At 68.7% G+C, this 25,266-nt stretch carries 32 protein-coding genes; 15 read left to right on the forward strand and 17 right to left on the reverse strand.

All coding sequences use genetic code 11. The features are described from left to right. Positions 1–18 precede the first annotated feature (18 nt). The 3 genes from ACFVMC_RS30410 to ACFVMC_RS30420 form a co-directional block, all read right to left on the reverse strand. Positions 19–1,851 (reverse strand): hypothetical protein, encoded by a 1,833-nt coding sequence (locus ACFVMC_RS30410; protein ID WP_379215973.1) that lies wholly within the window; start codon positions 1,849–1,851, stop codon positions 19–21. A gap of 77 nt (positions 1,852–1,928) precedes the next feature. Further along, complete coding sequence (locus ACFVMC_RS30415; RefSeq protein WP_379215975.1) at positions 1,929–2,234, reverse strand: hypothetical protein; 306 nt, start codon at positions 2,232–2,234, stop codon at positions 1,929–1,931. Positions 2,235–2,245: 11 nt separating this feature from the next. After that, the gene (locus ACFVMC_RS30420) at positions 2,246–4,426 is read right to left on the reverse strand and encodes a DUF4132 domain-containing protein (protein ID WP_379215976.1); all 2,181 of its coding nucleotides are present in this window, start codon (positions 4,424–4,426) and stop codon (positions 2,246–2,248) included. 171 nt (positions 4,427–4,597) lie between these two features. Here ACFVMC_RS30420 and ACFVMC_RS30425 point away from each other — a divergent pair, with 171 nt between their 5' ends. Next, complete coding sequence (locus ACFVMC_RS30425; protein ID WP_379215978.1) at positions 4,598–5,713, forward strand: hypothetical protein; 1,116 nt, start codon at positions 4,598–4,600, stop codon at positions 5,711–5,713. Between the two features lie 120 nt (positions 5,714–5,833). After that, a complete protein-coding gene (locus ACFVMC_RS30430; RefSeq protein ID WP_379215980.1) occupies positions 5,834–6,136 on the forward strand; it encodes a hypothetical protein in 303 nt (100 codons plus the stop codon). Here the strand turns inward: ACFVMC_RS30430 and ACFVMC_RS30435 are convergent. The 3 genes from ACFVMC_RS30435 to ACFVMC_RS30445 are packed head-to-tail and all read right to left on the reverse strand — an operon-like array spanning position 6,130 to position 8,344. Continuing rightward, positions 6,130–6,807: a DUF4166 domain-containing protein gene (locus ACFVMC_RS30435; RefSeq protein ID WP_379216090.1), complete on the reverse strand. Its 678-nt coding sequence runs from the start codon at positions 6,805–6,807 to the stop codon at positions 6,130–6,132. The two genes, ACFVMC_RS30430 and ACFVMC_RS30435, sit on opposite strands and share 7 nt — an antisense overlap. A 5-nt stretch (positions 6,808–6,812) precedes the next feature. Continuing rightward, positions 6,813–7,511: a hypothetical protein gene (locus tag ACFVMC_RS30440; protein ID WP_379215982.1), complete on the reverse strand. Its 699-nt coding sequence runs from the start codon at positions 7,509–7,511 to the stop codon at positions 6,813–6,815. Further along, positions 7,508–8,344 carry a MerR family transcriptional regulator gene (locus tag ACFVMC_RS30445; protein WP_379215984.1) on the reverse strand — a complete coding sequence of 279 codons (837 nt, stop codon included), beginning with the start codon at positions 8,342–8,344 and terminating at the stop codon, positions 7,508–7,510. The genes ACFVMC_RS30440 and ACFVMC_RS30445 overlap by 4 nt, the downstream gene beginning before the upstream one ends. 144 nt (positions 8,345–8,488) lie before the next feature. Between ACFVMC_RS30445 and ACFVMC_RS30450 the strand changes: the two genes are divergently transcribed. Together ACFVMC_RS30450 and ACFVMC_RS30455 are read left to right on the forward strand one after the other, a co-directional pair. Continuing rightward, positions 8,489–9,169, forward strand: coding sequence for a DUF4328 domain-containing protein (locus ACFVMC_RS30450; RefSeq protein WP_379215986.1), 681 nt, complete (start codon positions 8,489–8,491; stop codon positions 9,167–9,169). A 19-nt stretch (positions 9,170–9,188) separates the two neighbouring features. Continuing rightward, on the forward strand, positions 9,189–10,517 hold the full coding sequence (locus ACFVMC_RS30455; RefSeq protein WP_379215988.1) for an aspartate aminotransferase family protein: 1,329 nt from the start codon (positions 9,189–9,191) through the stop codon (positions 10,515–10,517). Here the strand turns inward: ACFVMC_RS30455 and ACFVMC_RS30460 are convergent, their stop codons facing one another. Both ACFVMC_RS30460 and ACFVMC_RS30465 read right to left on the reverse strand, forming a co-directional pair. Continuing rightward, entirely contained in the window at positions 10,518–11,165 is a 648-nt protein-coding gene (locus ACFVMC_RS30460; protein ID WP_379215990.1) for a TetR/AcrR family transcriptional regulator, read from the reverse strand. It lies immediately after the preceding gene. Between the two features lie 60 nt (positions 11,166–11,225). Continuing rightward, entirely contained in the window at positions 11,226–11,681 is a 456-nt protein-coding gene (locus tag ACFVMC_RS30465; protein ID WP_379215991.1) for a hypothetical protein, read from the reverse strand. 189 nt (positions 11,682–11,870) lie between these two features. On the opposite strand from ACFVMC_RS30465, the gene ACFVMC_RS30470 reads away from it, so the two are divergent. From ACFVMC_RS30470 to ACFVMC_RS30495, 6 genes are all read left to right on the forward strand, one after another. Then, positions 11,871–12,269 (forward strand): DUF4870 domain-containing protein, encoded by a 399-nt coding sequence (locus tag ACFVMC_RS30470; protein ID WP_379215993.1) that lies wholly within the window; start codon positions 11,871–11,873, stop codon positions 12,267–12,269. Next, positions 12,238–12,609 (forward strand): NUDIX hydrolase, encoded by a 372-nt coding sequence (locus ACFVMC_RS30475; protein WP_379215994.1) that lies wholly within the window; start codon positions 12,238–12,240, stop codon positions 12,607–12,609. Before ACFVMC_RS30470 ends, ACFVMC_RS30475 begins: the two co-directional genes overlap by 32 nt. After that, a complete protein-coding gene (locus ACFVMC_RS30480; RefSeq protein WP_379215996.1) occupies positions 12,563–13,432 on the forward strand; it encodes an alpha/beta fold hydrolase in 870 nt (289 codons plus the stop codon). Before ACFVMC_RS30475 ends, ACFVMC_RS30480 begins: the two co-directional genes overlap by 47 nt. Before the next feature lie 54 nt (positions 13,433–13,486). Then, positions 13,487–13,804, forward strand: coding sequence for a DUF222 domain-containing protein (locus ACFVMC_RS30485; RefSeq protein WP_379215998.1), 318 nt, complete (start codon positions 13,487–13,489; stop codon positions 13,802–13,804). Between the two features lie 68 nt (positions 13,805–13,872). Next, positions 13,873–14,409 (forward strand): pyridoxamine 5'-phosphate oxidase family protein, encoded by a 537-nt coding sequence (locus tag ACFVMC_RS30490; RefSeq protein ID WP_379215999.1) that lies wholly within the window; start codon positions 13,873–13,875, stop codon positions 14,407–14,409. 119 nt (positions 14,410–14,528) lie between these two features. Beyond that, the gene (locus tag ACFVMC_RS30495; protein ID WP_379216001.1) at positions 14,529–15,725 is read left to right on the forward strand and encodes an FAD-dependent monooxygenase; all 1,197 of its coding nucleotides are present in this window, start codon (positions 14,529–14,531) and stop codon (positions 15,723–15,725) included. A 32-nt stretch (positions 15,726–15,757) separates the two neighbouring features. Here ACFVMC_RS30495 and ACFVMC_RS30500 read toward each other — a convergent pair whose 3' ends face one another. Beyond that, complete coding sequence (locus ACFVMC_RS30500) at positions 15,758–16,099, reverse strand: DUF5713 family protein (RefSeq protein ID WP_379216003.1); 342 nt, start codon at positions 16,097–16,099, stop codon at positions 15,758–15,760. A gap of 52 nt (positions 16,100–16,151) precedes the next feature. Here ACFVMC_RS30500 and ACFVMC_RS30505 point away from each other — a divergent pair, with 52 nt between their 5' ends. After that, complete coding sequence (locus tag ACFVMC_RS30505) at positions 16,152–16,910, forward strand: hypothetical protein (protein WP_379216005.1); 759 nt, start codon at positions 16,152–16,154, stop codon at positions 16,908–16,910. Here the strand turns inward: ACFVMC_RS30505 and ACFVMC_RS30510 are convergent. The 3 genes from ACFVMC_RS30510 to ACFVMC_RS30520 form a co-directional block, all read right to left on the reverse strand. Next, on the reverse strand, positions 16,876–17,253 hold the full coding sequence (locus ACFVMC_RS30510) for a hypothetical protein (RefSeq protein ID WP_379216007.1): 378 nt from the start codon (positions 17,251–17,253) through the stop codon (positions 16,876–16,878). The genes ACFVMC_RS30505 and ACFVMC_RS30510 overlap by 35 nt on opposite strands. 188 nt (positions 17,254–17,441) lie before the next feature. Continuing rightward, positions 17,442–17,570 carry a hypothetical protein gene (locus ACFVMC_RS30515; protein WP_379216008.1) on the reverse strand — a complete coding sequence of 43 codons (129 nt, stop codon included), beginning with the start codon at positions 17,568–17,570 and terminating at the stop codon, positions 17,442–17,444. After that, the gene (locus ACFVMC_RS30520) at positions 17,571–17,849 is read right to left on the reverse strand and encodes a hypothetical protein (protein ID WP_379216010.1); all 279 of its coding nucleotides are present in this window, start codon (positions 17,847–17,849) and stop codon (positions 17,571–17,573) included. A gap of 118 nt (positions 17,850–17,967) precedes the next feature. Here ACFVMC_RS30520 and ACFVMC_RS30525 point away from each other — a divergent pair, with 118 nt between their 5' ends. Beyond that, entirely contained in the window at positions 17,968–18,366 is a 399-nt protein-coding gene (locus ACFVMC_RS30525; protein ID WP_379216012.1) for a hypothetical protein, read from the forward strand. Here ACFVMC_RS30525 and ACFVMC_RS30530 read toward each other — a convergent pair whose 3' ends face one another. The 4 genes from ACFVMC_RS30530 to ACFVMC_RS30545 all read right to left on the reverse strand — a co-directional run bounded on the left by ACFVMC_RS30530 (position 18,367) and on the right by ACFVMC_RS30545 (position 22,266). Beyond that, positions 18,367–19,545, reverse strand: a complete 1,179-nt coding sequence (locus tag ACFVMC_RS30530) for an alpha/beta hydrolase family protein (protein ID WP_379216014.1) — start codon at positions 19,543–19,545, stop codon at positions 18,367–18,369. Between the two features lie 78 nt (positions 19,546–19,623). Further along, positions 19,624–20,460: a PIG-L family deacetylase gene (locus tag ACFVMC_RS30535; RefSeq protein WP_379216016.1), complete on the reverse strand. Its 837-nt coding sequence runs from the start codon at positions 20,458–20,460 to the stop codon at positions 19,624–19,626. 28 nt (positions 20,461–20,488) lie between these two features. Beyond that, positions 20,489–20,782 (reverse strand): hypothetical protein, encoded by a 294-nt coding sequence (locus ACFVMC_RS30540; protein WP_379216018.1) that lies wholly within the window; start codon positions 20,780–20,782, stop codon positions 20,489–20,491. A gap of 554 nt (positions 20,783–21,336) precedes the next feature. After that, entirely contained in the window at positions 21,337–22,266 is a 930-nt protein-coding gene (locus tag ACFVMC_RS30545; RefSeq protein WP_379216020.1) for a DMT family transporter, read from the reverse strand. A gap of 103 nt (positions 22,267–22,369) precedes the next feature. On the opposite strand from ACFVMC_RS30545, the gene ACFVMC_RS30550 reads away from it, so the two are divergent. The 3 genes from ACFVMC_RS30550 to ACFVMC_RS30560 all read left to right on the forward strand — a co-directional run bounded on the left by ACFVMC_RS30550 (position 22,370) and on the right by ACFVMC_RS30560 (position 24,893). After that, positions 22,370–23,269: a LysR family transcriptional regulator gene (locus ACFVMC_RS30550; RefSeq protein ID WP_379216022.1), complete on the forward strand. Its 900-nt coding sequence runs from the start codon at positions 22,370–22,372 to the stop codon at positions 23,267–23,269. Positions 23,270–23,316: 47 nt separating this feature from the next. Then, positions 23,317–23,937: a TetR/AcrR family transcriptional regulator gene (locus tag ACFVMC_RS30555; protein WP_379216024.1), complete on the forward strand. Its 621-nt coding sequence runs from the start codon at positions 23,317–23,319 to the stop codon at positions 23,935–23,937. A 278-nt stretch (positions 23,938–24,215) separates the two neighbouring features. Then, positions 24,216–24,893 carry an LppP/LprE family lipoprotein gene (locus tag ACFVMC_RS30560; RefSeq protein WP_379216026.1) on the forward strand — a complete coding sequence of 226 codons (678 nt, stop codon included), beginning with the start codon at positions 24,216–24,218 and terminating at the stop codon, positions 24,891–24,893. Between the two features lie 4 nt (positions 24,894–24,897). Here the strand turns inward: ACFVMC_RS30560 and ACFVMC_RS30565 are convergent, their stop codons facing one another. Next, positions 24,898–25,119: a hypothetical protein gene (locus tag ACFVMC_RS30565; protein WP_379216028.1), complete on the reverse strand. Its 222-nt coding sequence runs from the start codon at positions 25,117–25,119 to the stop codon at positions 24,898–24,900. Positions 25,120–25,266 lie beyond the last annotated feature (147 nt).

Consider the following 25,266-nt stretch of genomic DNA (forward strand, 5'->3'; position numbering starts at 1 on the left):
CGCCACCGAATAGCCCGGTCAGTTGTCGTACGAGGCGACGCCCACCGGGCCGACTCCCACGCAGAGGTCGAGACCCGGTGTGTAGGTCGCGATTCCGAGTTTCCGGCCGCTGCCGGTCAGGCGTACGAACACGGTGTTCAGGCCCTGCCGGACCGGCGCGGACACCGGCGTTCCGTGTTCGAAGGCGAGCAGCACCCGGCCGTCGCGGTTCGCCAGATAGTTGAGCTGAACGGTCCACTCGTGCTCGAGCATCGGGCCGTCCAGCGGCAGCGCCACGGGAACGGCGCCCTCGACCCGGTAGCCGCAGCCCGGCTCCGGGCCGGGGCGGATGCCGCGATTCCACCAGACCTCGGCGTCGACGATCGTGCCGGAATCGGTGATCATCCGCAGCTTCGGCGTCGACTGTGCGAACGCACCCGCGGGCGCGACGGCGGACAGCGCCTGGCCGGCCAGATTCTCCGGATATGCCGAGGGGTTCAGCACATCCCACGGCAGTTCCTGTTCCAGGAGTGGAACACCGTCCTGTTCGGCGAGTGCCGCTCGAACATTCGTCAGATAGGCGCGGGTATCGTCGGCCCGCCAGGATTGCACGAAGGTGTAGGTGGTGCACAGACTGCTCGCCGTGAACATCGCCAGGGCGGCGGTCACTGACCGTGCGCCGGGCCGGAACACCCGGACACCGAGCCGGGGCGCAGCGATCAGCGCCACCGCTCCCGCCGCCGTGAGCACCACGCTCGCATCGGCGAAATAGCGTAGGGACAGCATGATCTCACCGGAGGTGTTCGGCCCGCTACGGGCCAGCGCGACCGGTAACTGCGCGACCAGAACGTAGCCGATCGCCAGCGACCAGACAGCCCAGATCCGACGCCGGCGGCGCAGCGACAGCGCCGCGAGGACACCCAGCGCCGTCCAGACCGCGACCACCGCCCAGGCCGGGGGCATGGCCCACGGCGTCGACGGGATCCAGCGTTCCCAGGTCCACGGTCCGCCGGACAGCGCCGGTACCAAACCACGTGATGCCGCCTGTGGCAACAGCTTTCGCGCTTCACCGAGGCCGTGCGACACCACGGCGGTATCGACGACCGCCAGATACGCGATCGACCATACGAACAGCACGACCGCGCACCCGACCCACAGCACCGCCCCCCGCCGCCAGATCTCACGCCACCCCGCCCGGCCCTCGTCGACGTAGTTCGCCAGCGCCACCACGGCGACCGCGACCGGCGCGACGATCACCGCCTTCTCGAAGAACAGCAGCGCCACCACGAACACGCACAGCGCCGACACCGCATACCGCCGCCCGCCACCCCGCACCAGCAGCACCGCGTCCGCGATCACCCAGGCGAGCGCGATCTGCAACGGCAGCGCGTTCAGCGCCGCCGACCACCACGCGAACGCCGGCAGCGTCAACGGGCAGAACAGGTAGAAGACCAACGGCCCGACCAGTGTCCACCGCGGCCCGAGCAACACCACCAGCATCCGCAGCACCGCCACCGACGCCCCGAGCTGGAGCACCAGCATCGTCGCCACCGCCGCGCCCCACTCCAGCGGCGCGATCGCGGTCACCAGCCAGCCGGTGACGAACGCCAAGGGCATGAAGTGCCCGTCGTGATCATGCAGCAGCAGCTCACTCGACCACAGCGGATAGCTACCCGCCCGGCCCACCAGAATGAGATCGTCCCAATAGAAATAACCGCTTCCGGCAACCCACCCCCGGACCACCAGCTGCAAGGCGATCAGGCAGAGCGCCACGACGACCACCCGCCGCCCACCACCACCGGCCTCGGTCCCGACCGGCCCCGGCCGCCGGTCACGAACGCGCACAGGTAGGTCGACCACCGCGGTGTCCATGGAAATTCACCGTAGCCGCGCCGATTCGCATCCCGTGGATCTCACCCTGCTCGGCGCGGTGCCGCAGCCGCCCGGCCTCAGGCCGGGAGCGCACCCCACAGCACCGGCAGATGGAGTGCGGAGTTCGCCGAGCTGCAATACACATACGAGGTCGTTCCCCGCGCCGCGGCGGCCCCGGTGAGCGGACGGCCGTCCGCGCACAGCGCCACCCCGATGAAAGTGCCTCCGGTGCAGGTTATCCCGGCGGTGTTCTGGTCGTTCCAGGTCAGCGCGCAGCCCAGCCAGGGCGGAGCCAGCCCACCCTGCGGGGCGGCATTCGCGACGCCGGAGCCGTGCATGAGCGCGGCGGACAGAGCGACGGTGGCCGAGAATATCGTGCTCACCGTGGTCGAGATCAACCGTTAGTCGCCAGCCGCGCCAGGTCGGTCAGCAGTTCCGACGCCAGTAGTGGGTCGAGGGCCGCGCCCGGGGGTGTGGTGAACCGGATGGCGCGCAGTTTCTGGTCCGGGGCCAGATACGGGTCACCGGCCACGATGCCGGGGGCGAGATCGATCAGAAGGGTGGGGCCGTGGGGGATGCGGCGGATGATCTCGTGCTGGACGCCGCCGTCCTCGGTCGGTCCGCGCTCCCACCCGTGGCGGACCAGGCCCAGGAGCGCGCCGACCGGGACGCCGATGCCCGCGAAGCGGTCGATCCGGCCGGTCGCGCGTTCTTCCTCGGTCAGCGTGTAGATCGGGCGGGCGAGTTGCGGAAATGGTTGCGTGAGTTCGTAATCGGCGAAGAGTTCGGCCCATTCCGGCACGGCGTCGCCGAGATCGACCGGATGGGCGATACGGACTCGCGCCGTGTCGGGCAGGGCGATCGCGGCGTCGGCCCGATCGGAGAGGGTGCGGTCCTCGGCGAGCCGGAATGTGACCTCACCGGTGGTCCACACCAGCCTGCGGGCGAGGTGCCAGATCAGCGGATGCCGCACCAGGTAGGCGTCGAATTCCCCGGTGCTCCACGCACGGCCGGTCACCATCGCTCGCTCGAGACGGGCGATCTGGTCGGAGACGGTGCTGCGGGCGAGTTTCTTCAGGGCGGCGAATCGCTGATAGGCGGCCGGAGCGAGATCGGGATCGTCGGCGGCGGCAGGTTTGGGCAGGGTCTTGCGGTGCTTGCCGGTCTCGTCGATCACGAAAGGCGTGAGTGCCGCATCGAATCCGACCGTGAACCGCCGGGCGCCGTAGTCGAGTGTGAGGGTTCCGGCGGCATCCAGGCCGAGGTCGGGAACCAGTCGGTCGGCGAGCTCGTCCGTGCTGAGCCCACGCGCTCTGGCGGCCATGGCCAGGCATTTCTCGGCGGTCGCGCGCAGGCCGGATGCCTTGGCGCGCCGGCTGATTCGATCCAGCTGGATCAGCGCGGTGTCGGTGCCGATGGATCGCAGCACGCTGACGGCGTGCCGCTCGGTGTTCACGCCCGGCCAGCGCAACACCATCGCACCGAGGCGCCGCACCGACTCCTCGTCGGCCAGCCAGTAGAACTGGTCGAGCACCCAGCCGCTGCGGGCCGGTGTCCGTGCCCGCACCCACAGGTCGAAGATCGCCCACCCGAATTCGGCGAGCGAGGCACGGTCGCAATAGTCCAGTGCCGCGGGCAGATCCGGGTGCGGCACGGCCGGGCCCATCCACTCGACACCGGGCGAGAGCGCCAGCGCGCCCAGCAGGTTCTCGGTGGCGGCGGCGGACAACGCGGTGCCGTTCCGGAATCGAACCGGTGGCAACAGGTTTCGATCCAGCCAGGCCAGCTTCGGCGGCCGGACCGGCTTGGCCACCGGCTCCGACGGCGGCGGGTCACCGGCGAGGATTCGTTCGACCGCCGCCACGGCCTGCTCACCGTACCGGCCCGCGGCCGCTGCCACCCGCTCGGCGCCGTGCTCGGCGGCGACGAGAGACAAAGCGGCCGTGGCCTTCTCACGGGGAACGCGTCGCTTGCCCAGGGCATCCGGGGTCAACAACGGCACGGCCGCCAGCCCGTGCCGCGCGAACCACGCGCGAGCGATGCGCCGCGCAGATTTCAGCCGCACCAACCAGTCCGCCATCAGGCGCGCGACCTCGACGTCGAGGACCGGCAGCAGGGCCGGGCCGTTGTCGTAGGCGTTGGACTTCGCGTGCGGGAAGACGATGTGGTAAGCGTCGAACTCGAAGCGCGCCAAGAGGACTTGCAGATCGCGCCGATTCGTGGAGCCGCTGAATTCGGGCTTCCAATCGGCGAGTAGGGGCCGCACCAGCGACTCCGGCGCATTGCCGAACAGGTGCCCCTGGGTGGGCGCGTAGCGCAGCTTCCCGTCCCGATAGGCGGCCACGACGGCCTCCCACCCACCACCCGCCCGCAGCTCCCGGGTGCCGTACTCGAACAGCCGCGCGGCCTGTGCCAGCCACTCCTCCCGCTCACCCGGTTCCCAGACCAGGTGACGCTCCAGCGGCGGTTCCAGCCCCGCGAGCAGTATCGGCTCCGGTCGTTCGACGACCGCTGCGGCCCGCGCTTGCCGCTCCCACAGCGGATCGACGAACAGATCGGGCAATACCTCTGACATTTCACATTCTTTCGACGCAGGCGTATTCGGCGACGGACGACATCCCCAGTGGGAGAGGCTATTCGGTCGAGGAGACGTCTCACACCGGCGCAGGCCGTGCCGGAGAGGTTTTACAAGCGTTTGAGACATCGGGACGATCATCCCGGTTCGACTCGCCACTACAGTCGTCGTGTGACCGACATCGTGACGGCGGCGCGTGACCTGGTACAGGTTGTCGACGGCGCCGATTGGGAACTGGCTCGCGTCCAGGCTGCACAGGACACCCTGTACGCCGCACTCGACGCAGGCGCCGGTGACCCTGCCGAGGCTTTCGCAGTCCTGCTCGACCGAGTCGTGAGGTCCCACGTCGACGATGCCGACGGTGTCGCCCATGTGGCGATCACTGCCGGAGCACTCGTCGAAGCCGGATCGTCGGCCCGCGCACTCGGGGATGCTGTGCTGCCCAAACTGGTACCTGTCCTGCGCGCGGCACGCCGGTACGGCGATTGGTGTCTGAGCCAACTCCCTCCTCGCACTGATGTTCTGGACGAGGACGACCGCGCCGAGTCGATGATCGAGGCCGCGTTGCACGTCGACGAACGGCCCATTCCACGGGATGTGTTCCGCGCCGGTATGGCAGCGGATCGACCGGGGGCGACCAGTCTCTATTGGCTACGCAAATGGGTGTTGCCGACCGTAGCCGCGCTGACTCGCGATCGGGTCGTGCTGGAGCGGGCGGTCGCGGATCCGGAACTGGTCGTGGCCACCCACGCGGTCGCCGGTGCCGGCGCCCACTCCTTGGATATCCTGCTCGGCGTCGAACTCGACCGAACCTGGCTGGTGCTGTGTCCCTTGCAGAACCGGGCGTTTCGTGTGGTGGTCGACGGCGTCGCCGACAATTTCACGCTGCATGTCCTGCTGGCCGACGCGCTCGGCAGATACGGTATTCCGACGGCGGACAATCCACCAGAACTCTTCGACTACGTGCGCGGCACTGTCGAGGAATGCCCACGTAATCACATCGTCGGATCGTTCACCATGTACGACTATCGCGCGGCGGGCTCGACCGTCGCAGAACCCATGGGTATCGACCGCGAGTACTGGGTGTGGGGCGAAGGGCATCCTCGTGATGTGCCCTACTTCGAAGGGATGCGCACCCTGGTGCTCGGCCCGCCTTGGGCCAAGGCCATTCTCGGCTCCGAACGCACCTTCTGGTCGCTTCCGACCGACGTGCGGGTGGTCGAAGAGCTCACGGTGGACCAGACCCGATCGCTCCTGGCCCGGGCAACCGTAGGCGCTCGACCGTAGGAACCATGACGTGGATGCGGCCGTCCGGCCAACCCGGTCCATGCTGCCCGAATGGCATCTTGTCGGTACTGTCGGGCATTCTCTGTAGCGACAGCCGCTTCACCCTGCCCGGAGCACAACATGCCGACACCCTTGTCCGACACACAGATCCAGCGAATTGCCGCTGCGGTCGAGGAAGGAAGACCGCAGCGGGTTTACTTCACCGCCGAGGCCGTGGGAATGCAGGAGGGCCGATCCGGGACAGTGGTCGCCCTGGCCTCCCCCGCCGAACCCGATTACGTGCACGTACGTCCCAGCGGGTCGAACGACACCCTCGCGTTCTCCCCGTCCGAACTCACTCTCACTCCGCCACCGCGGCGCCGCGTGGGCGCGCAACGCCCGCGCACCGAGGCCGAGAACCCGGACCTGTTCGACGGTCAGTGAGGCTGTGGCGGTTCTTCGCGGACGGGCCGCAGTCCTGGGCGAACACCGTGTTCGTCGGCGCGGACGTAGGTCGCGCTGAAACTGCCGTGATAACCGAAGACCGGGCCGAGCACCGGGTTGGTCACCTGGACGCGGATCCGGAAGCGGCCGCTGCTGTCGTCGAAGGATTCCCGCACTTCGGCGCGGCCGTGCAGCAGGTCGGGAACCCGCAGGTCGATGCGGCGCTCACGCAACCGCAGGTCTCCGGAGCGGATCAGCAGGGAGCCATCGGATTCGACGGACACGTGCAGGTCCGAGGCGAGATGCTGGTGGGTTCCGAGATAGTCCAGGATCCGGTCACCCCGTGGATGCAGCACCATCTGGGCATCGAAGCGCCGCTCGCCGCCGGGGAAGGCGAAGGTTCGCACGAACGACACCGTCTCACGGCCGAAAGAGTCACGGTACGGGACGTTTTCGATGGTGAAGGGGATGTCCGCGCCGGTCTGCGGCACCAGGATATTGCGGGTGGCGCCCAGCCGCAGGAACGGTTGGACGACCCGGCGGCCGTGCCAGATCCGTTCCATCACACCGGTTCCCAGGCATGCCTCGTTGCTGTCGAGGCCGACGGAGAAGCGCCGCCGCAGTTGCGGATGCAGCCGCTCGAAATCGGCGCCGAGCACGGTTCGGAACATCGAGGTCACGACGCGGCCTCCACTGCGGCGAGCAGTGCGGGAGTCGCGGCGCAGCCGGGTGGTGTACGAAGGCAGCGGCGCGCGGCCGGTGTGCCGGGCAGCGGCGGCAGGCCCACCGCCAGCGCGACCACACCCAGGGTCAGCCACCAGGGGCTCGAAAGGGCCAGTGCGCTGACCACAGCGGCCATCCGAAGAGTCACGTCGAGCACGGCGCCGACGAGTGCTCGCCGCGGCGTGATGCCGCGCTCGCACCACAGGCGCAGCCGGTCGAAGGACCAGGCGGTCGCCCAGCCCATCAGCGGCCGGAACACGTGGTCCGCGATCCGGCCGAGCCGGCCCCAGCGCACCCGGTAGTCGTAGCCGGTGTAGAAGCGAATCTCGTTGCCGGACGGCACATATCGCCAGTAGCCGCTGCCCCGCTCGATGATCGAGAGCGGGTCGGCCGAGTCGAAACGCAGTGCCGAGGTCCGGCTGCCGTCGGGGCGATCGCGATCACCGGCGCTGATCCCGGTCCCGGCGATCGGACGAAACGGGAGCAACCGGGTCGCATATCGGAAATGCTGTGGCTCACCGGGCTTTTCGGGTAGATAGTCGATGTCGGTGAAGCGCAGATCCCAGCGCCGATGCTCGGCCGGGTTCTGGGTGCGCTCCCACAGGGTGGCCATGTCCACGCGGATCCTGGCTTCGATGTAGAGCTTGTTCACGATCGGTCCTCGGTATCGGCGGCCAGGAATTCGTCGACGGCGGTGTCGTCGGCCGAACGCGGTTCGAGCAGGCGGTCGCCGAGCACCGGCGCGGGACTGGCGAGCCAGGTCGGTTCCGCACCGTCGGCCGGCAGCAGCGCATGGCGTAACGCGAACTGCTCGGCCAGCTCGCGCATGGATTCGCGGAGCGCGCCGAGCAGCACGCCCTCGGCGATGCCGGTCAGCTCCTCGAGCAGTGCGCGCACGCGGTCGAGCTGGTCGGATTCGGTGCCGCCCGGCTGAATTCGCGGCCACAGGGTGCGTTCGAAGACCTCGGCGAAATCGGCCGCGATCTGATCGGTGTGCGCGCGCAGCCGAATGAACTGGTCGAGCACCTCGGTCACCGGGATGTCGAGTTCGGCCACTCGCAAACCGCTGGCCAGTGCCCAGCGCCTGGTCTCCGGTCGTCCACGGCGCCAGCGGATCAGGCCGATCCGTGTCGCCTTGCGCAGCAGGGCCGCACGCAGGTCCCTGGCTTTGATGAGCGTGCGAATATCGCGCAGGCCCAGGGGAACCCAGTCTTCCGGGCCGCCGGGCAGGGCGAGCAGATCGGCGACGCTCGCTCCCTGTGCGCGGGCAGTGAGCAGCGCGGAGATCGAGGCGAGGGAGAACCCTCGCTCCTGCAAACGCTGCACCAGGCGCAGCCGCTCCAGATGGGAGGTGTCGTAGCGCGCGCCGCGGCCCGCGCGCCGCGGCGGATGCAGCAGGCCGCGGGTCTGATACATCCGCACGGTGCTGGTGGGAACGCCGGCGTCGGCGGCCAGCGCCTCCACGGTCAGGTCGGTATCGGGCACCGGTTCAGTGTTACAGCGATCAATCATCGAATCAAGACTCTTCTAGTAAATGCTCGAATCATCGATGCCGGGAAATTCGGCCGACATCGACACGGGCGCGTGCTAGCGTCGCGGAATCACCACAGCTACAACCGGATTGATGCCATGACAATGCCTCGCCCCCGTAGCCTGCGCGCGCTGGGAAGTGTCATCTCCGTACTGGTCATCGCCGTCGTCCTCGTACAGCTGGTCTGGTGCGTGCGGATCTGGCAGGCCAATCACACCGTCGTCGAACAGCGCAGCTGGGGCACCCGGACCAGCCACGGCGGCATCGACCGCATGCCGTTCGCCTACTCGACCCTCGGCTGGCTCGCCACCCTCCTGGTCGCCGGGCTCCTGCTGCTCTTCTGGCTCTGGCGGGCCCGCGCCAACGCGGAACTCCTGTGCACGGCCCGACATCGATTCGGTCGCGGATGGGTGATCGGCGCCTGGTTCACACCGGCGGCCTCGTTCGTACTGCCACCCATCATCGTCTCCGACATCGTCCGGGCCAGCGACCCCGCGACACCCGCGAATCGCCCCACCCTGCAAGGAGTTCCGGGCGGCGGACTGGTCTGGGCGTGGTGGGCGGTCTGGGCCCTGGCCTGGCCCGCGCTGGTCTTCGAACGCACCCGCTTCATGACGACCAACGACCGCTACTCCGATATCGAGTCCGCCGCCGACGCCTGGACCGCCTGGGCGATGTCCTACACGGTCATGACCGCGCTCTTCGCCCTCGCCGCCGCCCTGCTGATCACGATCCTGGTCCGGGTCGACGGCTGGCAGAGCCGACGGTTCGGAGGCTAGATCGCATACCGTCGAAGACATGACCGACCTCGCCAGCGCCGCACCACGCACCGACACCTTCTGGACTGACGCCGAGCGACATCTCGTCCGGTACGGGTCCGCCTTCACCCCGGAGATCATCGAACGTGCCGCCGGGAGCTTCCTGTACACCGCCGGCGGCCGCAAGATCCTCGACTTCACCTCCGGTCAGATGAGCGCGATCCTCGGGCACTCGCACCCGCGGATCGTCGAGACGGTCCAGCGGCAGGTCGCCACGCTCGACCACCTCTACAGCGGCATGCTGAGCCGGCCGGTGGTGGACCTGGCCCGCCGCCTGGCCGCGAGTCTGCCCGCCCCGCTGGACAAGGTCCTGCTGCTGACCACCGGCGCGGAATCCAACGAGGCCGCACTGCGCATGGCCAAGCTGGTGACCGGCAAACACGAGATCGTGTCGTTCGCCCGATCCTGGCACGGGATGACCCATGCCGCCGCGGCCGCCACCTACAGCACCGGCCGCAAGGGCTACGGACCGACCGCGCCCGGAAACTTCGCCATCCCGGTGCCCAACGCCTACCGGCCCGACTTCACCACCGCCGACGGCACGCTCGACTGGCGGCGGCAGCTGGACTTCGCCTTCGACCTGATCGATGCCCAGTCGACCGGCAGCCTGGCCGCCTGCCTGGTCGAGCCGATCCTGAGCTCCGGCGGCATCATCGAGCCGCCGCCCGGGTATTTCGCCGCGCTGCAACAGAAATGCCGGGAACGCGACATGCTGCTGATCTTCGACGAAGCCCAGACCGGCCTGTGCCGGACCGGAAGCTGGTACGCGTTCGAACGCGACGGCGTGGTCCCCGACATCCTGACGCTGTCCAAGACACTCGGCGCGGGGCTCCCGTTGGCGGCCGTGGTCACCAGCGCCGAACTCGAAATCCGGGCGCACGAACGCGGGTTCCTGTTCTTCACCACCCACGTCTCCGATCCGCTGGTCGCCGCCGTCGGCAACACCGTGCTGGACGTGCTGGTCGAGGACGGGCTCGACGAACGCGCCCGGGCGCTCGGCGCAGTGCTTCGTAACGGACTGTCCGACATCGCGACTCGGCATCAGGTGGTCGGCGACATCCGCGGTCGGGGCCTGCTGGCCGGGCTCGAACTCGTCCTCGACCGGACGACGAAGCAGAGTTCGGACGAACTGGGTGCGCGCGTCACCGGCCGCTGCCTCGAACTCGGCCTGCACATGAACATCGTCCAGCTGCCGGGGATGGGCGGCGTGTTCCGCATCGCGCCACCGCTCACCGCCACCGAGGACGAACTGACGCTGGGCCTGAGCATCCTGGACGAGGCGATCGGCGACGCGGTGGCGCGACTGTGATCACCCGCCGAAGTGCCGGTCGTACACCCAGACACCGATCATCTGCGCGGTCATGGCGATGGCCGCGGCCCGGTATCCGGGTTCGATATCCACGGCCGAAACACGCAGCACGGCAGCGAATCCGGTGTTGACGATGACGAACGCCATCAGGTCGTAGTCGGCGTCGTCGCCGGGGCCGAAGACCTGGATCAGCATGACCTTGATCAGGATTCGCATGCGGGGTTCCAGGTCGGGCAGTCCGCTGTCGTAGAACTGCACGCCGCCGACCAGTTCCTTGATCAACGCGGAATTCGGCACCAGGACATCGGTGAACACGTTCAGGATCTCGGCCATCATCGCCGTGCAGCTCTGCGCGCTGACCTCGTGCGCGACCGCGCCCGCGATCACGAAGGCCCGCTCGGAGAAACTGCGTTCGACCTGGGTGAGGATCCTGTCCAGCAGTTCGTCGACCAGGACCGAGCGGTCGGCGAAATACCGGTACAGCGTGCCGACACTCACCCGCGCCTCGGCGGCGATCCGATTCGTCGAGGTAGCGGGGATACCGCGCTCGGCGAACAAGCGCGCCGCCGTGTCGAGAATGTGCTCCCTGGTCGCCTTCGCCCGATCCTGCGTCGGACGTCTACGTTCGGCGGGGACTTTCGGTGCCACCCGGACCTCCTTTCGGCCCAGGCCACGCGCACGGCTTCCAGCTCACAGTGCAGAGCGTAGTCATCCGAGCCCGGCGGCCCCGCGTTCCGCGACCGGCCCGCGGTCCGAAGCAGGCGGTTCCGCGATGATCTGATGCGCGTCCTCGTAGAGGATCGTGCCGGGGCTTGTGGACTCCGAGCGCACCCACCCGACACCGTGCGCGTCCAGGATGGCGGTGTAACCGGCGACCCGCGAGATCATTTCCGCCGCCGAAACCTTGAACCAGGCGGCCGCACCGGGATGCCGCCGTCGATCGTAGACGGACGGGTCGACCACCCCGGGATCGACGAGATGGGCTTGGTACCAAGCATTCTCGCGCCGACGGAACTCCTCCTGATCGATACTCAGGCACCCGGCCCGGGCCAGCCCGTTCACCAGGGCGAACACCCCCGGAAACCACCCGGGCCGAGTGGGAACCACCGCCCGGAAGCGGACGAACGAACGTCCGGCGCCGTCGATGTCCATGGTGCGGTCCATGCGACAACCACAGCAGGGCTCGGGCGAGCGTGCAACCGGCCGGGCAACACTGTCACGGTCTTCATCGGCGGTGACGACCCCGCGATCGGCGAGTACTTCGAGAAACTCGCCGCGGCACCGAGTCTGCGACCTGGGGTTCGGGCCGAAACCTGGGATCGGTAGGTGGCGGAGGTGGCATGTACTCGGGACATGACATCTTCGCACTCCCCCATGAATCAACCGCAGTCCACCGGCTTGGACAAGAAGACCAGCGCCATATTGGCGTATGCGCTGGGATGGCTGTCGGGCATCGTCTTCCTGTTCGTCGGGAAGAACGATCCCGACGTGAGATTCCATGCCGCACAATCCATCGTGTTCTTCGGCGCGGTCTCGGTGGTCAATATCGTGTCGAGCGTTCTCGGCTCGCTGCTCGGGGTGGTGGGGATCGTCTTCAGCCTCCTCGGCCTCGCGGTCGCGCTCCTCGCCTTCGTCGTCTGGATCATGGCCATGGTGCAGGCGAACAAGACCGGCGGTGTTCGCGCCGACCTCCCCCTCGTCGGAAAACTCATCGCACCGTATGCCGATCGGCTGGCCGACTCGGCCGCATAGTGCACCGCCCAGCGACCGACGGCCCGAGGATATCTCGGGCCGTCGGTCGCGCCGACGGACCCACAGTTGCCGGGTGAGCTTCCGGAAAGCGGCATATTGCGTCTGCTCGGCCCAGGGCCGGGTGCTGTTGGCGCGGCATGCGACCGCCGGCGGCGAAACCACGTGGACCTTGCCGGGCGGCCGGGTCGAGCACGCGGAAGACCCGTTCGATGCCGCAACCCGCGAGTTGGGGAACCGGCTACGACGGGGTCGTCGACCGATGAGTTCGCGGCGTCTGGCACGTCGGTACCAGCATGACGACACACACACTCGACGTTCCCGGCGCGACGCTCACCTATGACGTTCATGGGCCGATTCCGACGACGGATGGGCGCGCGCCCCTGCTCATGACCGGGCTGCCGATGGCGGCCGACGGGTTCGGTGCGCTCGCCGCGCACTTCCCCGATCGCACGGTTGTCACCTACGATCCGCGCGGGCTCGGGCGGAGTCTGCGCACCGACGGCACACTCGACAATTTCCCGGCCCTGCACGCCGCGGACGTGCACGCTGTCATCGAGGCTCTCGGCGCGGGACCGGTCGAGGTATTCGCCAGCAGCGGCGGGGCCATCGTCGCGCTCGCACTCGTGACCGCTCACCCCGGCGACGTGACCACCCTGGTGGCTCACGAACCGCCGCTGCTGTCGGTGCTCCCCGACGTGGCGGCGGCCGAACGGGCGGCCGACGGGTATCGCGACGCCTACGCGGCGCGGGGTTTCGGCGCGGGCATGGCGGCCTTCATCGCGATGACCTCCTGGCAGGGCGAGTACACCGACGACTACTTCGCCGCGCCCGCAGCGGATCCCGCGATGTTCGGCCTGCCGGTCGAGGACGACGGCTCGCGCGACGACCCGCTGCTGTCGGAGCGTTCCCGGCCGGTGGTCGGCTACCAGCCCGATATCGTCGCGCTCACCGGGGCACCGACCCGGATCGTGGTCGGCTACGGCGAGGAGTCGACCGGGACGGTCACCGGCCGCACCTCGATCGCGCTCGCCGAGCGACTCGGTGCGAAACCGGCGCTGTTCCCCAGCCATCACGGCGGCTTCACCGGACCCGAGTCCGGCTATCCGGGACAACCGGAGGCCTTCGCCCGCACGCTGCACGCGGTCCTGGACGCGGTCGACTGATCGAGCTTCCGCAAATGTCGAACATATGTTCTATCGTCGGGTAGGCTGCCCGGCGTGACCATACATTCGACCGCGCCGGCTCCGGCGGCTCGAACACCGGGCTGGCCGGAGCTGGCCGATGTCGACCTGCTGCGCATCCTCGTCGAAACCGAACGCCGCCGAAGGCGATTGGACGCCGCGATGCACGCGGCGGTCGCCGAAGCCGAACGCCGCGGACTCGCCGCGGACACGGGCTATCGCGACACCGTGGAGCTGCTGACCGATCTGCTGCGGATCAGCGCTCAGGAGGCGCGCCGGCGCATCGAGTCCGCGGCTCCGCAGATCCGCTCGCGCACCAGGAAAGTGTGGAAGGTGCTCGCGACAGCGAGTTGAGCGATGAATCCTACGGACGAAACCCGTCTGCACTATCGAACAGGCACTCGGCGACCGTAGGAGACACCATGAAAGCGAAGAACCTGGACGACTCCCAGGGAATGCAGATCCAAGACTGGAAAACCGTGACCGCGGTGCTCGACAGCGGCATCACACAGGCCCCGGACACCGGCGGCCCCAACCGCTACACCACCTGGCTCACCACCCTCAATGCCGACGGATCTCCGCATGTCACTCCGGTCGGCGCGGCATGGGTCGACGGCGAATTCTGGTTCCAGACCGGCGATACCACGCACAAGGCGAAGAACATCGCGCGCGATCCGCGCAGCGTCCTGAGCGTGTCGGCGCACGATTTCGATCTCGTGGTCGAGGGCGTGGCCGAGCAGGTCGGAGACCCGGCCGCGGTGGCACGGGTGGCGGAGGTCTGGGCCGCGGGCGGCTGGCCGTGCACGGTCGACGACTCCGGCATCGGCCTGACCGCGCCGTTCAACGCGCCCGCGGTCGGCCCGGCGCCGTGGCACGTCTACCGGATCACCGCGCGCTCCGCGGTATCGGTGTCCACGGTGGAACCGGGTGGCACCACGCGCTGGACGTTCACCGACTGAGCGCGCCGCACCGATGAATTCCTGACGGATCCGCCGTCGAAACCTCTGGATCCACCGAAAGTGGTGGGACAGAACACACATCGGTCCGGACAGTGGTTCGGCGGCGAGCAGGAGGCGCAGTGAGCGGTACCAGGGTGTTGGTGGCAGGAGCGAGCATCGCGGGGCCCGCACTGGCCCACTGGATGCATCGGCGAGGAGCCGAGGTGACCGTGGTGGAGCGGGCCGCCGCACTGCGGCCCGGCGGCCAGGCCGTCGACGCGCGCGGAGCGACCAAGGAGGTCATCCGGCGGATGGGGCTGGACCCGGCGATCCGCGCGGCCTGCACCCGGACGATCGGCGCGCACACCGTCGACGCGGCCGGAAACGTGCTCGAGACCTTCCGGGTGGACGACGACGGCGGCGACGGATTCATCGCGGAGATCGAGATCCTGCGCGGTGACCTGTCGCAGGTGCTCTACGAGGACACCCGCGACGACGTGGAATACCGCTTCGGTGACCGGATCGCCGAGATCACCCAGGACGCGGACGGGGTCGACGTGGTCTTCGACAGCGGCGACCGGCGGCGTTTCGAACTGGTCATCGGAGCCGACGGCCTACATTCGGCGCTGCGCGCCATGGTTTTCGGGCCGCACGAGCAGTTCGTCCGCCATCTCGGGCACGCGCTGGGCTTCTTCAGCGTGCCCAACGAGTTCGGCCTCGACAAGTGGCTGATCGAGTACCAGGAGTCCGGGCGCTCGGCCGGGCTGCGGCCGATCCAGGACGCCACCCGGGCGATGGCCATGTTCTCCTTTCCCGCGGCCGCCACCGACGTCGACTACCGCGATATCGAGGCTCAGAAGCGGCTGCTGCGTGCGCGGATGGCCGGTATGGGCTGGTCGACCCCGCGCATCCTCGCCCATCTGGACGACGCCCCCGACTTCTATCTCGACCAGGTCGCCCAGGTCGTGCTGGATCGCTGGTCGCGCGGGCGGGTGGGCCTGCTCGGCGACGCGGCCTTCAGCTCGTCCCCGATGTCGGGGCAGGGCACCGGGCTGGCTCTGGTCGGCGCCTACGTACTGGCCGGGGAACTCGCTGCCGCCGAATGGAATCCGGAGATCGGGTTCGCCCGCTACGAGGCCCTGATGCGCCCGTTCGCGGAGGCCAATCAGGAGATCGCGCAACTGAATGCCCGTAGCCGCGACAGCACCGAGCCGCAGCCCGATTTCACCGCAGCGTGGTTCGCCGAACTGGTCGAGCGTGCGATCAACGGGGTCGACCTGCCCGACTACGCGGGGCTGCCGGACTCTCGGATCTCGGCCACGTCCGTCGAATCCTAGGTGTGCGTACTGCGGTGAGTCGCCGTGGCCGCTCACCAGTTGCGCGGGGCGATCAGTTCTTCCGCGTCCGCGTCGGCGAATCCGTAGGCGGTGGCGACGAACCAGAAGTCCTCGGCGATCTCCTCTCTGGCAGTGGTCTCGATCTCGCTACCGGCCGCGTCGAAGTCGGCTTCCAGGATGTTGAATTCCTCTGTCGCGGAATGGGTCAGTGGGTAGAGGGCCGAGATGTCGGCCGGTTGCTCGGCCTCGATCCGCTCGCACAGCCGCCGCAGGATGGCTGTCGCCTTGTCGAGGACATGATCGGGAAAGTACGGGTCCTCGTAGAGTGGTCGCAGGAACGAGTGCTCGGCGACTTGCTGGTTGGTGATCGTCATGCGGCGATCATGCAGCAGCCCACCGACACGAACGCGTGCGAGGAGACAAACGATGGCGGGGGTGCACAAGCCCGGACAACCCGGTGATCTGCCGGATGCCGGGGTGTTGTGGCGGCGATGGGCGGGCGCCGCGCTCGCGATGTACGACCACGAGCAGGAAGGCACAGCGGCAGTACACCGGACGGGATGCTGGATCGATGACGCGGGCTTGCACTGGGACGACAGCGGATGCACCTGGTGGGAGTTCAAGTGGTTCGGTGACGGCCGGGCGGTGCTCTTCGGCGAGGACGAGACGAGTCAGGTCAAATGGCACGAGCCCGCGATCGACGTGCTCGCCGGTGCGCCGCAATGGGTTCCGCGCCGCTACCTTCGGGGCCTGATCGATGCCTACATGGTCGGCTGCGTCTACTGGTTCGAGGATGGGGCCTGGCACCGAGCGCCCTACCCGGACGATCTCCGCGACGACGGACTCGGTTCCGGGGTCGGGCGGTTGACGACCAGGGCGGGCGCCCTCGAAACGATCAGCCTCTGGCGGGACTCCGGCGCTACCGACCCCGAGTTGTGCGAGCGGCTGCTGGATGCCGCCGAACGCGGTGCGGTCACCGAGGACCTCGTGCGAACCTGCGCCGAGGGGCTTTCGCTCCTGGCGGAGGAAGACGAGGAGGAGGAGGATCTTTTCGAGGAGGACGACGACCCCGAGGAGGAATCCGCACCGGACGCGGACAGCGTTGTCGCCGCTGTCTTCGCACTGGCTCAGCGAGCCGGTCTCGACACCGTCACGTGGACGGGAACACTCGGCGTTCGCGACTGATCGGGGTGGCCGACACCAGGAACAGGATCGTCACCATCGGGAACAACACCGCGGGGGTCACGAAGACCAGGCTCGGCGGGGCCGAATAGTGAAAGGCGTCGATCGGGATCGCCGCGAGCACTCCCGCGAACAACTGGCCGATCACCACCGCCCACGCTCCCACGAGCAACGGGAAACGCCCGAACAGCTTGCCGCGCAACAGCAGTACGGCGCCGTAACCGAGCAGTCCCGCGACGAGCAGGAAAACGAGGCAGAGGAAGGTCAGTAGATCGTCCGCCGCGATCACCCGATCGCCGACCGACAGATACGCGGCGTCACGCCACTTACCTTCCTGCGACTGCATCCATGCGCCGAATCCCTGTAGCCCCCAGACCAACGCGCCGAGAATTGCCAGCCAGGCCGCGATCCGACAGCGCAGCCGCCGGTACCGAAGCCAGCCTCGCCGCGTTCGCGCGACCACCGAACCGTCCACGATCGCCCCACTCCCCACATTCCAGCCACCTGATCCGCGACAGTGGCACCCTTCGAGTTCTACCACCCGCGCACCACCAGCGGGACTACGGACTTCGCGGACATGCCCTGGTGGGCCACGTCGGTCGGCTCGGACCAGGTCCGAATCGGACAGCGCGGCGCGACGACGATCCGGTCGGGACCGGTCACCTACGCGCCGCTCGATATCCGGCGATGATCGCAACGGATGGTGAGAACACCGTCGTCCGCGCGCAGTTCGCATCGCCCCCTGGGGTCGAGGACGATCGTGCCGGTGTCGTCGTCGGAACAGTCGCCGTGTGTCCGGACAGCACCGTGCGCGGCCGGGTCGCCGCCGTGGAAACGCATGCGGTATGCACGCGGAGATCCCATGGCGGAGGCGTGCTTACAGAACTGGCGGAAGAATCGGGCGGCTTGGCCGGTCGGGATGCGCGCCTCGGCGATCGCCATCGCGCTCCCCCTGTCCGCGATGGAGCCGGCCGGGCGCGCCGGGTGAGGCGCGCCGGGGACACTCCGGTTCGACGGTGTGCTGATGAAGGGCGGCGGGAGTGGCGGGTTGGATGTCGGCATGAACCGTATCCGTCGTCGATTTCTGGGTATCGCGGTGTTGGTATTGGCGCCGATGGGCGGCGCTGTGCAGGCGTCCGCGGCCGGGAGCATGGTGCTGACCAATGCGGACTCCGCCAGGACGGTGCACACGGATCTCGGCAGTGACGTCGAGATCCGGCTCGGCACCTACCGCGAGAACGGGTTCACCTATACCTGGCACCCTCCGGTGTCCAGTGACCCGGCGGTGCTACCGACCATCTCCGCGAGTGTGACGCCCGCCGGCGACGCCGTGGCCGTGTTCCGGGCCGAGGCGCCGGGCGACGCGGTGATCAGCGCACAGCGCAGTTGCCGTCCGGAGGCGGGCCGCCGGTGTCCGTCGGTCATGCTGCCGTGGAAGGCGACGGTGCGCGTGCGGTAGCTACGGAACCGGGACCATTTCCGGATGCAGCATGGTGGCCGGGGCTTTCGGCAGGTTGTCGAATCGGCCGAGCGTCGTGTCGAAAAAGGTGCGCAGGTAACCGCGCTGGAGGTCGAGCGAGTTCCGCGCATCGATGGTGCCGACCATCGTGGCGGCGAAATCGGCGGGTATGACGCCCCCGGCGGCCAGGGCGGGGGCGATCAGCTGGTTGTCGCAGAACGAGTGATGCTGCGAGCCGTCGAGCCGGAACTCCATTCTGGGGCCGCGGGTGACGGACCAGAACCGCTGCCAGCTGGGGTCCTGGGCCCGGCCGTGCTCGGAACCACCGATCAGGACGAACGGGCGATCCACGCCCTCGGTCACCACCGAACCCCACAGGGAGCCATCGAGATTCACGCCCGCGGCGATTCGACGATCGTCGTGCATCGCCTGGGCGGCTGTGGCGCCGCCCAGCGAATGCCCGAACATGGCGATCTTCGACAGATCGAGGATCTCGGTCAGATGCTCGGGCAGCGCTGCGGGTTCGAGATCGGCCAGCCGGTCCAGGACGAAACGCGTGTCGGCGACCCGGGTTCGCAGGGCCAGGTCGATCATCGTCTTGGACTGGTCGGGGTCCTCAGCTCGCGGCAGGATGTTCTGCACGAGCCGCCCGTCCGGGAATTCGACCGCCATCGATTCGTAGGTGTGGCTCAGGGCGACCACCACGAATCCGTGACTGGCGAGGTCCTCGGCCTGTGCGGTGCTGGCTTCGCGGGGCATGCCCAGCCCCGGCGAGAACAGGACGATCGGCCGCCGACCACCGGCTCGGTCCGCGGCCGCATCGACCCGGCCGTGGCTGGGCGCCACCGTCCACGTCCCGGTGACCTGCGGACCGAGCTCGGCCAGACCGGCGGCGTAGGCGCGCGCGATCCGGTCGGAGAACCAGGGCCGCATGGGCTGCGCCGCACCGGCCGCGGCCGGGTACCAGACGCTCGCCATCAGTTCACGAGCGCGGGCGGGGACATACGGGTCGCGCCGCGCCGGATCGATCAGATGCAGATCGGTGACTCCGATCGCGCTCGCACCGGTCGGCTCGGGCAGGGCGACCTCGACCTGCGACGGCGGTTCGGCGTGGGCCACGACCGCGACCGCGGCCCAGGCCAGCAACGCGATCAACAGAATTCGAAAAGCCCTGACCACCACGGCAATCCCTCCCCGACATGCGTGTCTACCAGGCCAGCCTAGCCCAGCTCTCGGTATCGAGCGCCGGCTGCGGGCTCAGCGCAGCCCGGCGAACAGGTCGGTCTCCCGGTCGGGGGCGTCGGCGACGCGGTTGTGTTGCCGGACAAAGTATTCGGAGCCGAGGATGAGGTTCTGGATCGCCTCCGGGAGACCGAGGAAGAACGCGCCGTCGCCCTGACTGCCGTGCGCCTCCAGCGCCTTCACCTTGCGGCGGGTGTAGGCGGCGACGTCGATGACCGCGGTGATCTCGGCCAGGGGCGTGCCGAAATCCTCCGGTGGTTCGAAGTCGCCCATATCCATGCCGTTGGCCTTGGCTGCGGCGAACATCTCGCGGGCAGGTTCGCGGGGCATGGCCGCGTAGTACAGCTTGTCCGGAATTCCGGTGGACTCGGTGGCGGCGACGGCGATGCGGTGCGCCTGAATGTGATCCGGATGCCCGTAGCCGCCCTGCTCGTCGTAGGTGACCAGCACCTGCGGGCGGTACTTCTCGATCAGCGCAGCGAGTTCGGCGGCCGCGGCCGCTACCGGCACATTGGCGAAGGCCCGCGGATCGGCGTTCGCGTCCCAGCCGTCCATTCCCGAATCCCGATAGCCCAGCAGTTCCACGTGCTCGATCTCCAGCAACCCCGCCGATGCCCGGAGCTCGCCGAGTCGCTGCGCGGCCACCGCGGCCGGATCATGGCCCGGCGCACCGGGTTTCACGCCACCGGGCCCATCCCCCTGCTCCCCGTTGGTGCAGGTCACCAGCACCGTGCGGATCCCCTCCTCGGCGTATCGCGCGAAGAGGCCGCCGGTATTGAGCACTTCGTCATCCGGATGGGCATGGACAGCCATGATCGTCAGTCGCTGCGACATATCACCATCGAACACCATCCCGTCCCTCCGCATTCCCGCGCGCGGATCATTCCGACGAGACCGCCCGGTAGCCCTTGTAGCTGCAGAACAGCACGCACCCGCCGCCCATGGCCATCAAGAACAGACCTGTCCGAAGGTTGGCCGCGCGCCTGCCCTCGTAGTCGACGGTCGACGAACTCCCGACCCGCTTGCACTGCGAGGTCGGCCCCATCTCCGATCCGCCACAGGTCGGCACATCGTTCATCGTCGAGAAACCCCAGATCAGGAATGGCACTCCGAGAACGAGGCCGACCACCAGCCAGGTCGCGAAGTCTTTCCATGTCCCACGCTCAGCTGCCACCACAAGCTCCTGATCCACCGAAACCGCCGAATTCGAGTCTTGCACCCCGCCGTCCGCAGTGCTGGCCGATCGGGAATCTCGATTCGGCGGGATCGGACCGCCACACGGATTCGGTAATCCACCGAGCGAAATTCCGAGGTAGGTGCCGGAGGTGTTGAGCGCCGGCGCCTGCGGAGCCGATGGACCCGACAGGGTGGCCCATCCCAAGCGGGATGGCCGTGCGGACAGCAGCGGGAATCACCGCGCGTCAGGACGCGGTCGGGTCCGCTCGGGCAGCCACCGTGGGACCGCTGGCCCGAGTCTGTCCGCCGCTGTCGCGGTGGTCACGAAACACAACCTACCGCAGCATGATTGGGCACCGGCCGCCGGTCGGTGCGATACCCGCCGACCGGTCTTGCTTAGGCTCGGCGACCATGAGACTCCGGTATCGCACTGCCGCCTGCGGCAGCACGGCGCTGCTATCGCACGCCGACCCGCGCCGCGGGACCGGGCGCTGCCGACCGGTCGATCAGCGCCCGGATCGCGCGGGAGAACCGGTTCCGAGGACGCCGGCCTCACGCCAGCTGCACGAGCCCGCAGCCGATGATCAACGCGGCGAGTCCGCCCAGCCGCCCGGCCGTGATGGGCTTTGCCGGCAGCTCGAACCAGCCCCGGTGGTCGATGGCGGCCGAGGCCAGCTGCTGCCCGGTGACGGTCAGCGCGATGGTGGTGGCGGCGCCGATGTGCGGGATGACCGAGAAGGTGACGGTCACGTAGGTGGCCGCGGCGAGCCCGCCGAGCCAGCCCCACCAGGGCACCGTCCGCAGCGGCGCGAACCGCGGGCGCGGCGTGCGCCCGGTGCTCACCAGCACCAGCAGTGCCACCGCGATCGCGGCGGTGGCGACCAGGAACGACCACAGACCCGTGACGAACGCGTCGTCGAGCGCGCGCCGCAGTGCGGCATTGGTCGCGCCCTGCACCGGAAGTACCGCTCCCGCAACGAGTCCGAGGACGATCAGCCCGGCCCGGGCCGCGGGCGAGGCCTGCGTGGCGCCACCGGCCAGCTGGCTGCGGATCACGACCACGATCCCGGCCAGCACCGCGAGCGCGCCCAGCACCATGCCGGGACCCAGCGGTCGCTGCGCCACCCCGAGCAGGCCGCCGACATCGAGGGCGATGGAGGCGAACATCTGCCCGGTGACGAACAGGCCGACCGAGGCGAGCGCGCCGAGCCGCGGGAACAGCACGATCGCGCTGGTGATGTAGATCGGAGAGGCGATGCCGCCCACTAGTTTCCACCATTCGACCGAGCCGAGCTCGGTCAGCGCGCCCAGCCCGCCGGCGGCCGCGGCGACGACGGCCAGCAGGACCGCCGAGACCGCGAGCTGGACGGTGGACGCGCCGTAGGGCGTGCCCACCGCCTTGCCCAATTGCAGATTCACCGAGGCCTGGAGGGCGAGCAGGCCGCCGACAGCCAACGCTGCGGCCAGATAGACCAATGTCAAGGGTTGCTCCCGAAAGTCGTTGCCGATAAAGCGCATTCACTGTCACCGGCGGTGACGGCGCTGATCAACGACGATTTCGGCAACAACCCATGACTCTCCGATCATGATTCGTGGAGGCACACCCGTGGAGATGCGGGACATCGAGATCTTCCTGACCCTGGCCGAGGAGCTGCATTTCGGCCGCACCGCGCAACGACTGCGGATTACCCAATCGCGGGTCAGTCATGCCATCAAGAAGCAGGAACGCCGGATCGGGGCGCCGCTGTTCCTGCGCTCCAGCCGGTCGGTGACGCTGACTCCGCTCGGCGCGCAGTTGCGGGCCGAGCTGCGGCAGGGCAGCAGGCTGATCGAGTCGGCGCTGAGCAGGGCCCAGGCCGCGGCGCGTGGGGTGACCGACACGCTCACCCTCGGCATCATGGGCGCGCTCGGCCATGTGCTGGCGGAACCACTGGCCGCCTTCGGGGCGGCGTATCCGCAGGTCGATCTGGTCCTGCGGGAAGCGCACTTCGCCGACCCGTTCGCGCCGCTGCGCGCGGGCGCGGTCGACGCGCAGGTGGTGTGGCTGCCGGTGCGGGAGCCCGATCTCAGCGTGGGCGCCACCCTGCTGGTGGAGCCGATGCGTCTCATGGTGCGCACGGGCAGCGAATTGTCCACGTGTACAGCGATTTCGGTGGAGGACCTGGCCGAGCAGACGCTCTGCGATATCGGTACCGCCGCGCCCGCCTACTGGGCCGACGAGCTCATTCCCCCGTGCACGCCCACCGGTCGCCGGATTCCGCGCGGCCCGCGCGTGCTCACCTTTCAGGAGATGCTCGCCACGATCGCCGCCGGGCGGGCGGTCGCGCTGGCGCAGGAGCATTGCGTGCAGTACTACGCGCGACCGGGCATCACCTACGTGCCGATGCCCGACGGGCCGGTGTGCCGATGGACGGTGGTGTGGCGCACCGGAACCGAGACGCCGGTGCTGCGCGCGTTCGACGCGTTCACCCGCGCGTTCGGATAGTTACGAGACACTTGATATCGGAACTGGTCATCTCGTATTCTGGCGACATGACCAAGGCGAGGAACGCGGGCGGACGCCCCCGTGAGCTGCGCGTCGATACCTCGATCGCGCAGGCGGTGGTGGCCGTGCTCGCCGACCACGGATACGCCGGGCTCACCATGGACGCCGTCGCCACCCGCGCCGGAGTCAGCCGGGCCGCGATCTACCGCCGGTACGCCAACAAACAGGAGATGGCGTTCACCGTTCTGCTACACGACCTGGACGAATCCGCGCCCGCCGACTCCGGATCGCTGCGTGGCGATCTGTGCGCCCTGACCGAGGAGATCGCGGCACAGGTGAGCGCCAGCGGCCCCGACACCCTGCACGGGCTGCTCGCCGATATCCGGGCCGATCCGGCGCTGAACGAGCGCTTCGCGACGACCTACCTGAGCGTGGAGCGCGGCATCATCGCCACTCTGCTCGATCGCGCGGTCGAGCGCGGCGAACTGGCCCGCCGCCCCGACCCGGGGGTAGTGCAAGCGCTGCTGCTCGGCCCGCTCTACGCCTGGCTGATCGTGCTCGACGACGACCCCGAACGCGCCCCCGCGCTCGCACAACTCGTGGCCGGAATGGTCACCGAGGCGCTCACCGCCGGTCTGTTACCGGTGCAGCCCTGGTCCCGGAGATGACCGACCCCGGATTCGGCTGCCCGCCACCGAGCAGGACAGACCTCTTCTCGTACCACCGGACGAATCCCCAGGAAAGACACCATGGCTCGCCTCACCTTGCTCACCCTCCCCGCGCTGATCGGCCTCACCGCCGCGGCGACCAGCACCACCGCAACACCGAACTGCGCGCGACCGGCCCCGCGGACGGCCCGGCACGCGGGGCGACCGAGATCGAAATCCAGCTGCGCCGCTTACGAATTCGGCTCAGATGGCGCAACACCACGGGCATGCGGATCGCTATGAAGCACCTGATGCGCGTGTGCACGCTTCTCACGGTCGTCGTGGCGACGCTCGCCGGCTGCGCCGACGACAGCGGCGCCGGGCAGCCCACGCCCACCAGCGCCACCGCCACGAACCCCAGCGCGTCCGCCACCACCGCCGCGAACTCCAGCACACCCGGCACCACTGCCACGGACTCGAGTGCGCCCCGCACCACACAACAGCCGGCCGAGACGCCGACCACCGAGCCCTCGATCACCGCGCCGAACAAGCCCGCACACAACGACATCGAGGGGCGTGGACGCTGCGTCGACCCCGAATCCACCGGCGTCCAGAACGCCCTGGCCGGACTCGGCGACCGCTGGATCGCCCAGCAGACCTCGCGCTCCCAGCCGGGTAGCTGCGCGGAACTGCTGTGGGTGCGGGCGGTCGGCGGCAATTCGGCGGGAGCGCCGATCCATCTCCTGTTCTTCCACGACGGAAAGTACCTGGGTACCGCCACTTCGGAGGCGTACGCCTTCACCCAGGTGACAGCCGATTCCGCCGACACGGTCACCGTCGAGTACCGGTGGCTGGCAGGCGACGAGCCGTTCGCCGATCCGCAGGGCGGCCCCGCCACGATCACCTACAGCTGGAACGGCTCGAGCGTCGTCATGAACGGAACGCTGCCCGGTGAAGTCACGCGCCCACATCGCTGACCGGTCAGGCGTGTGGCGCCCGCAGGCGGTGGCGGCCACCGGCCATCGGTCGCGGCGCCTCTACGCGGGGCACGCGCGGTATCTCGTCGGTGGCTTCGTCGAGTAGCTGGTGCAGGCGGGCACAGAAGGCATCGATGCTGCCGTAGCGGGCAGTGATCTCGGTGATCAACTGCTGCATGCTCGACATCATCTGCGGATTGGGTACTTCGCCGAGCGCACTGTCCATGTCGCCTCCTGAGTGAAACACCACGCCGCAAGTATGCCCAACAGCTAATGCGCAGAAACCTCTGACAGACCAGGAAATTCGATATTCGATGATCCGGTCCACAGCGACAGCAACCACTACGGTCCGCACAGCGCCGATCCAGCGGGT

The sequence above is a fragment of the Nocardia sp. NPDC127579 genome (assembly GCF_042672005.1).
Lineage (GTDB): Bacteria > Actinomycetota > Actinomycetes > Mycobacteriales > Mycobacteriaceae > Nocardia.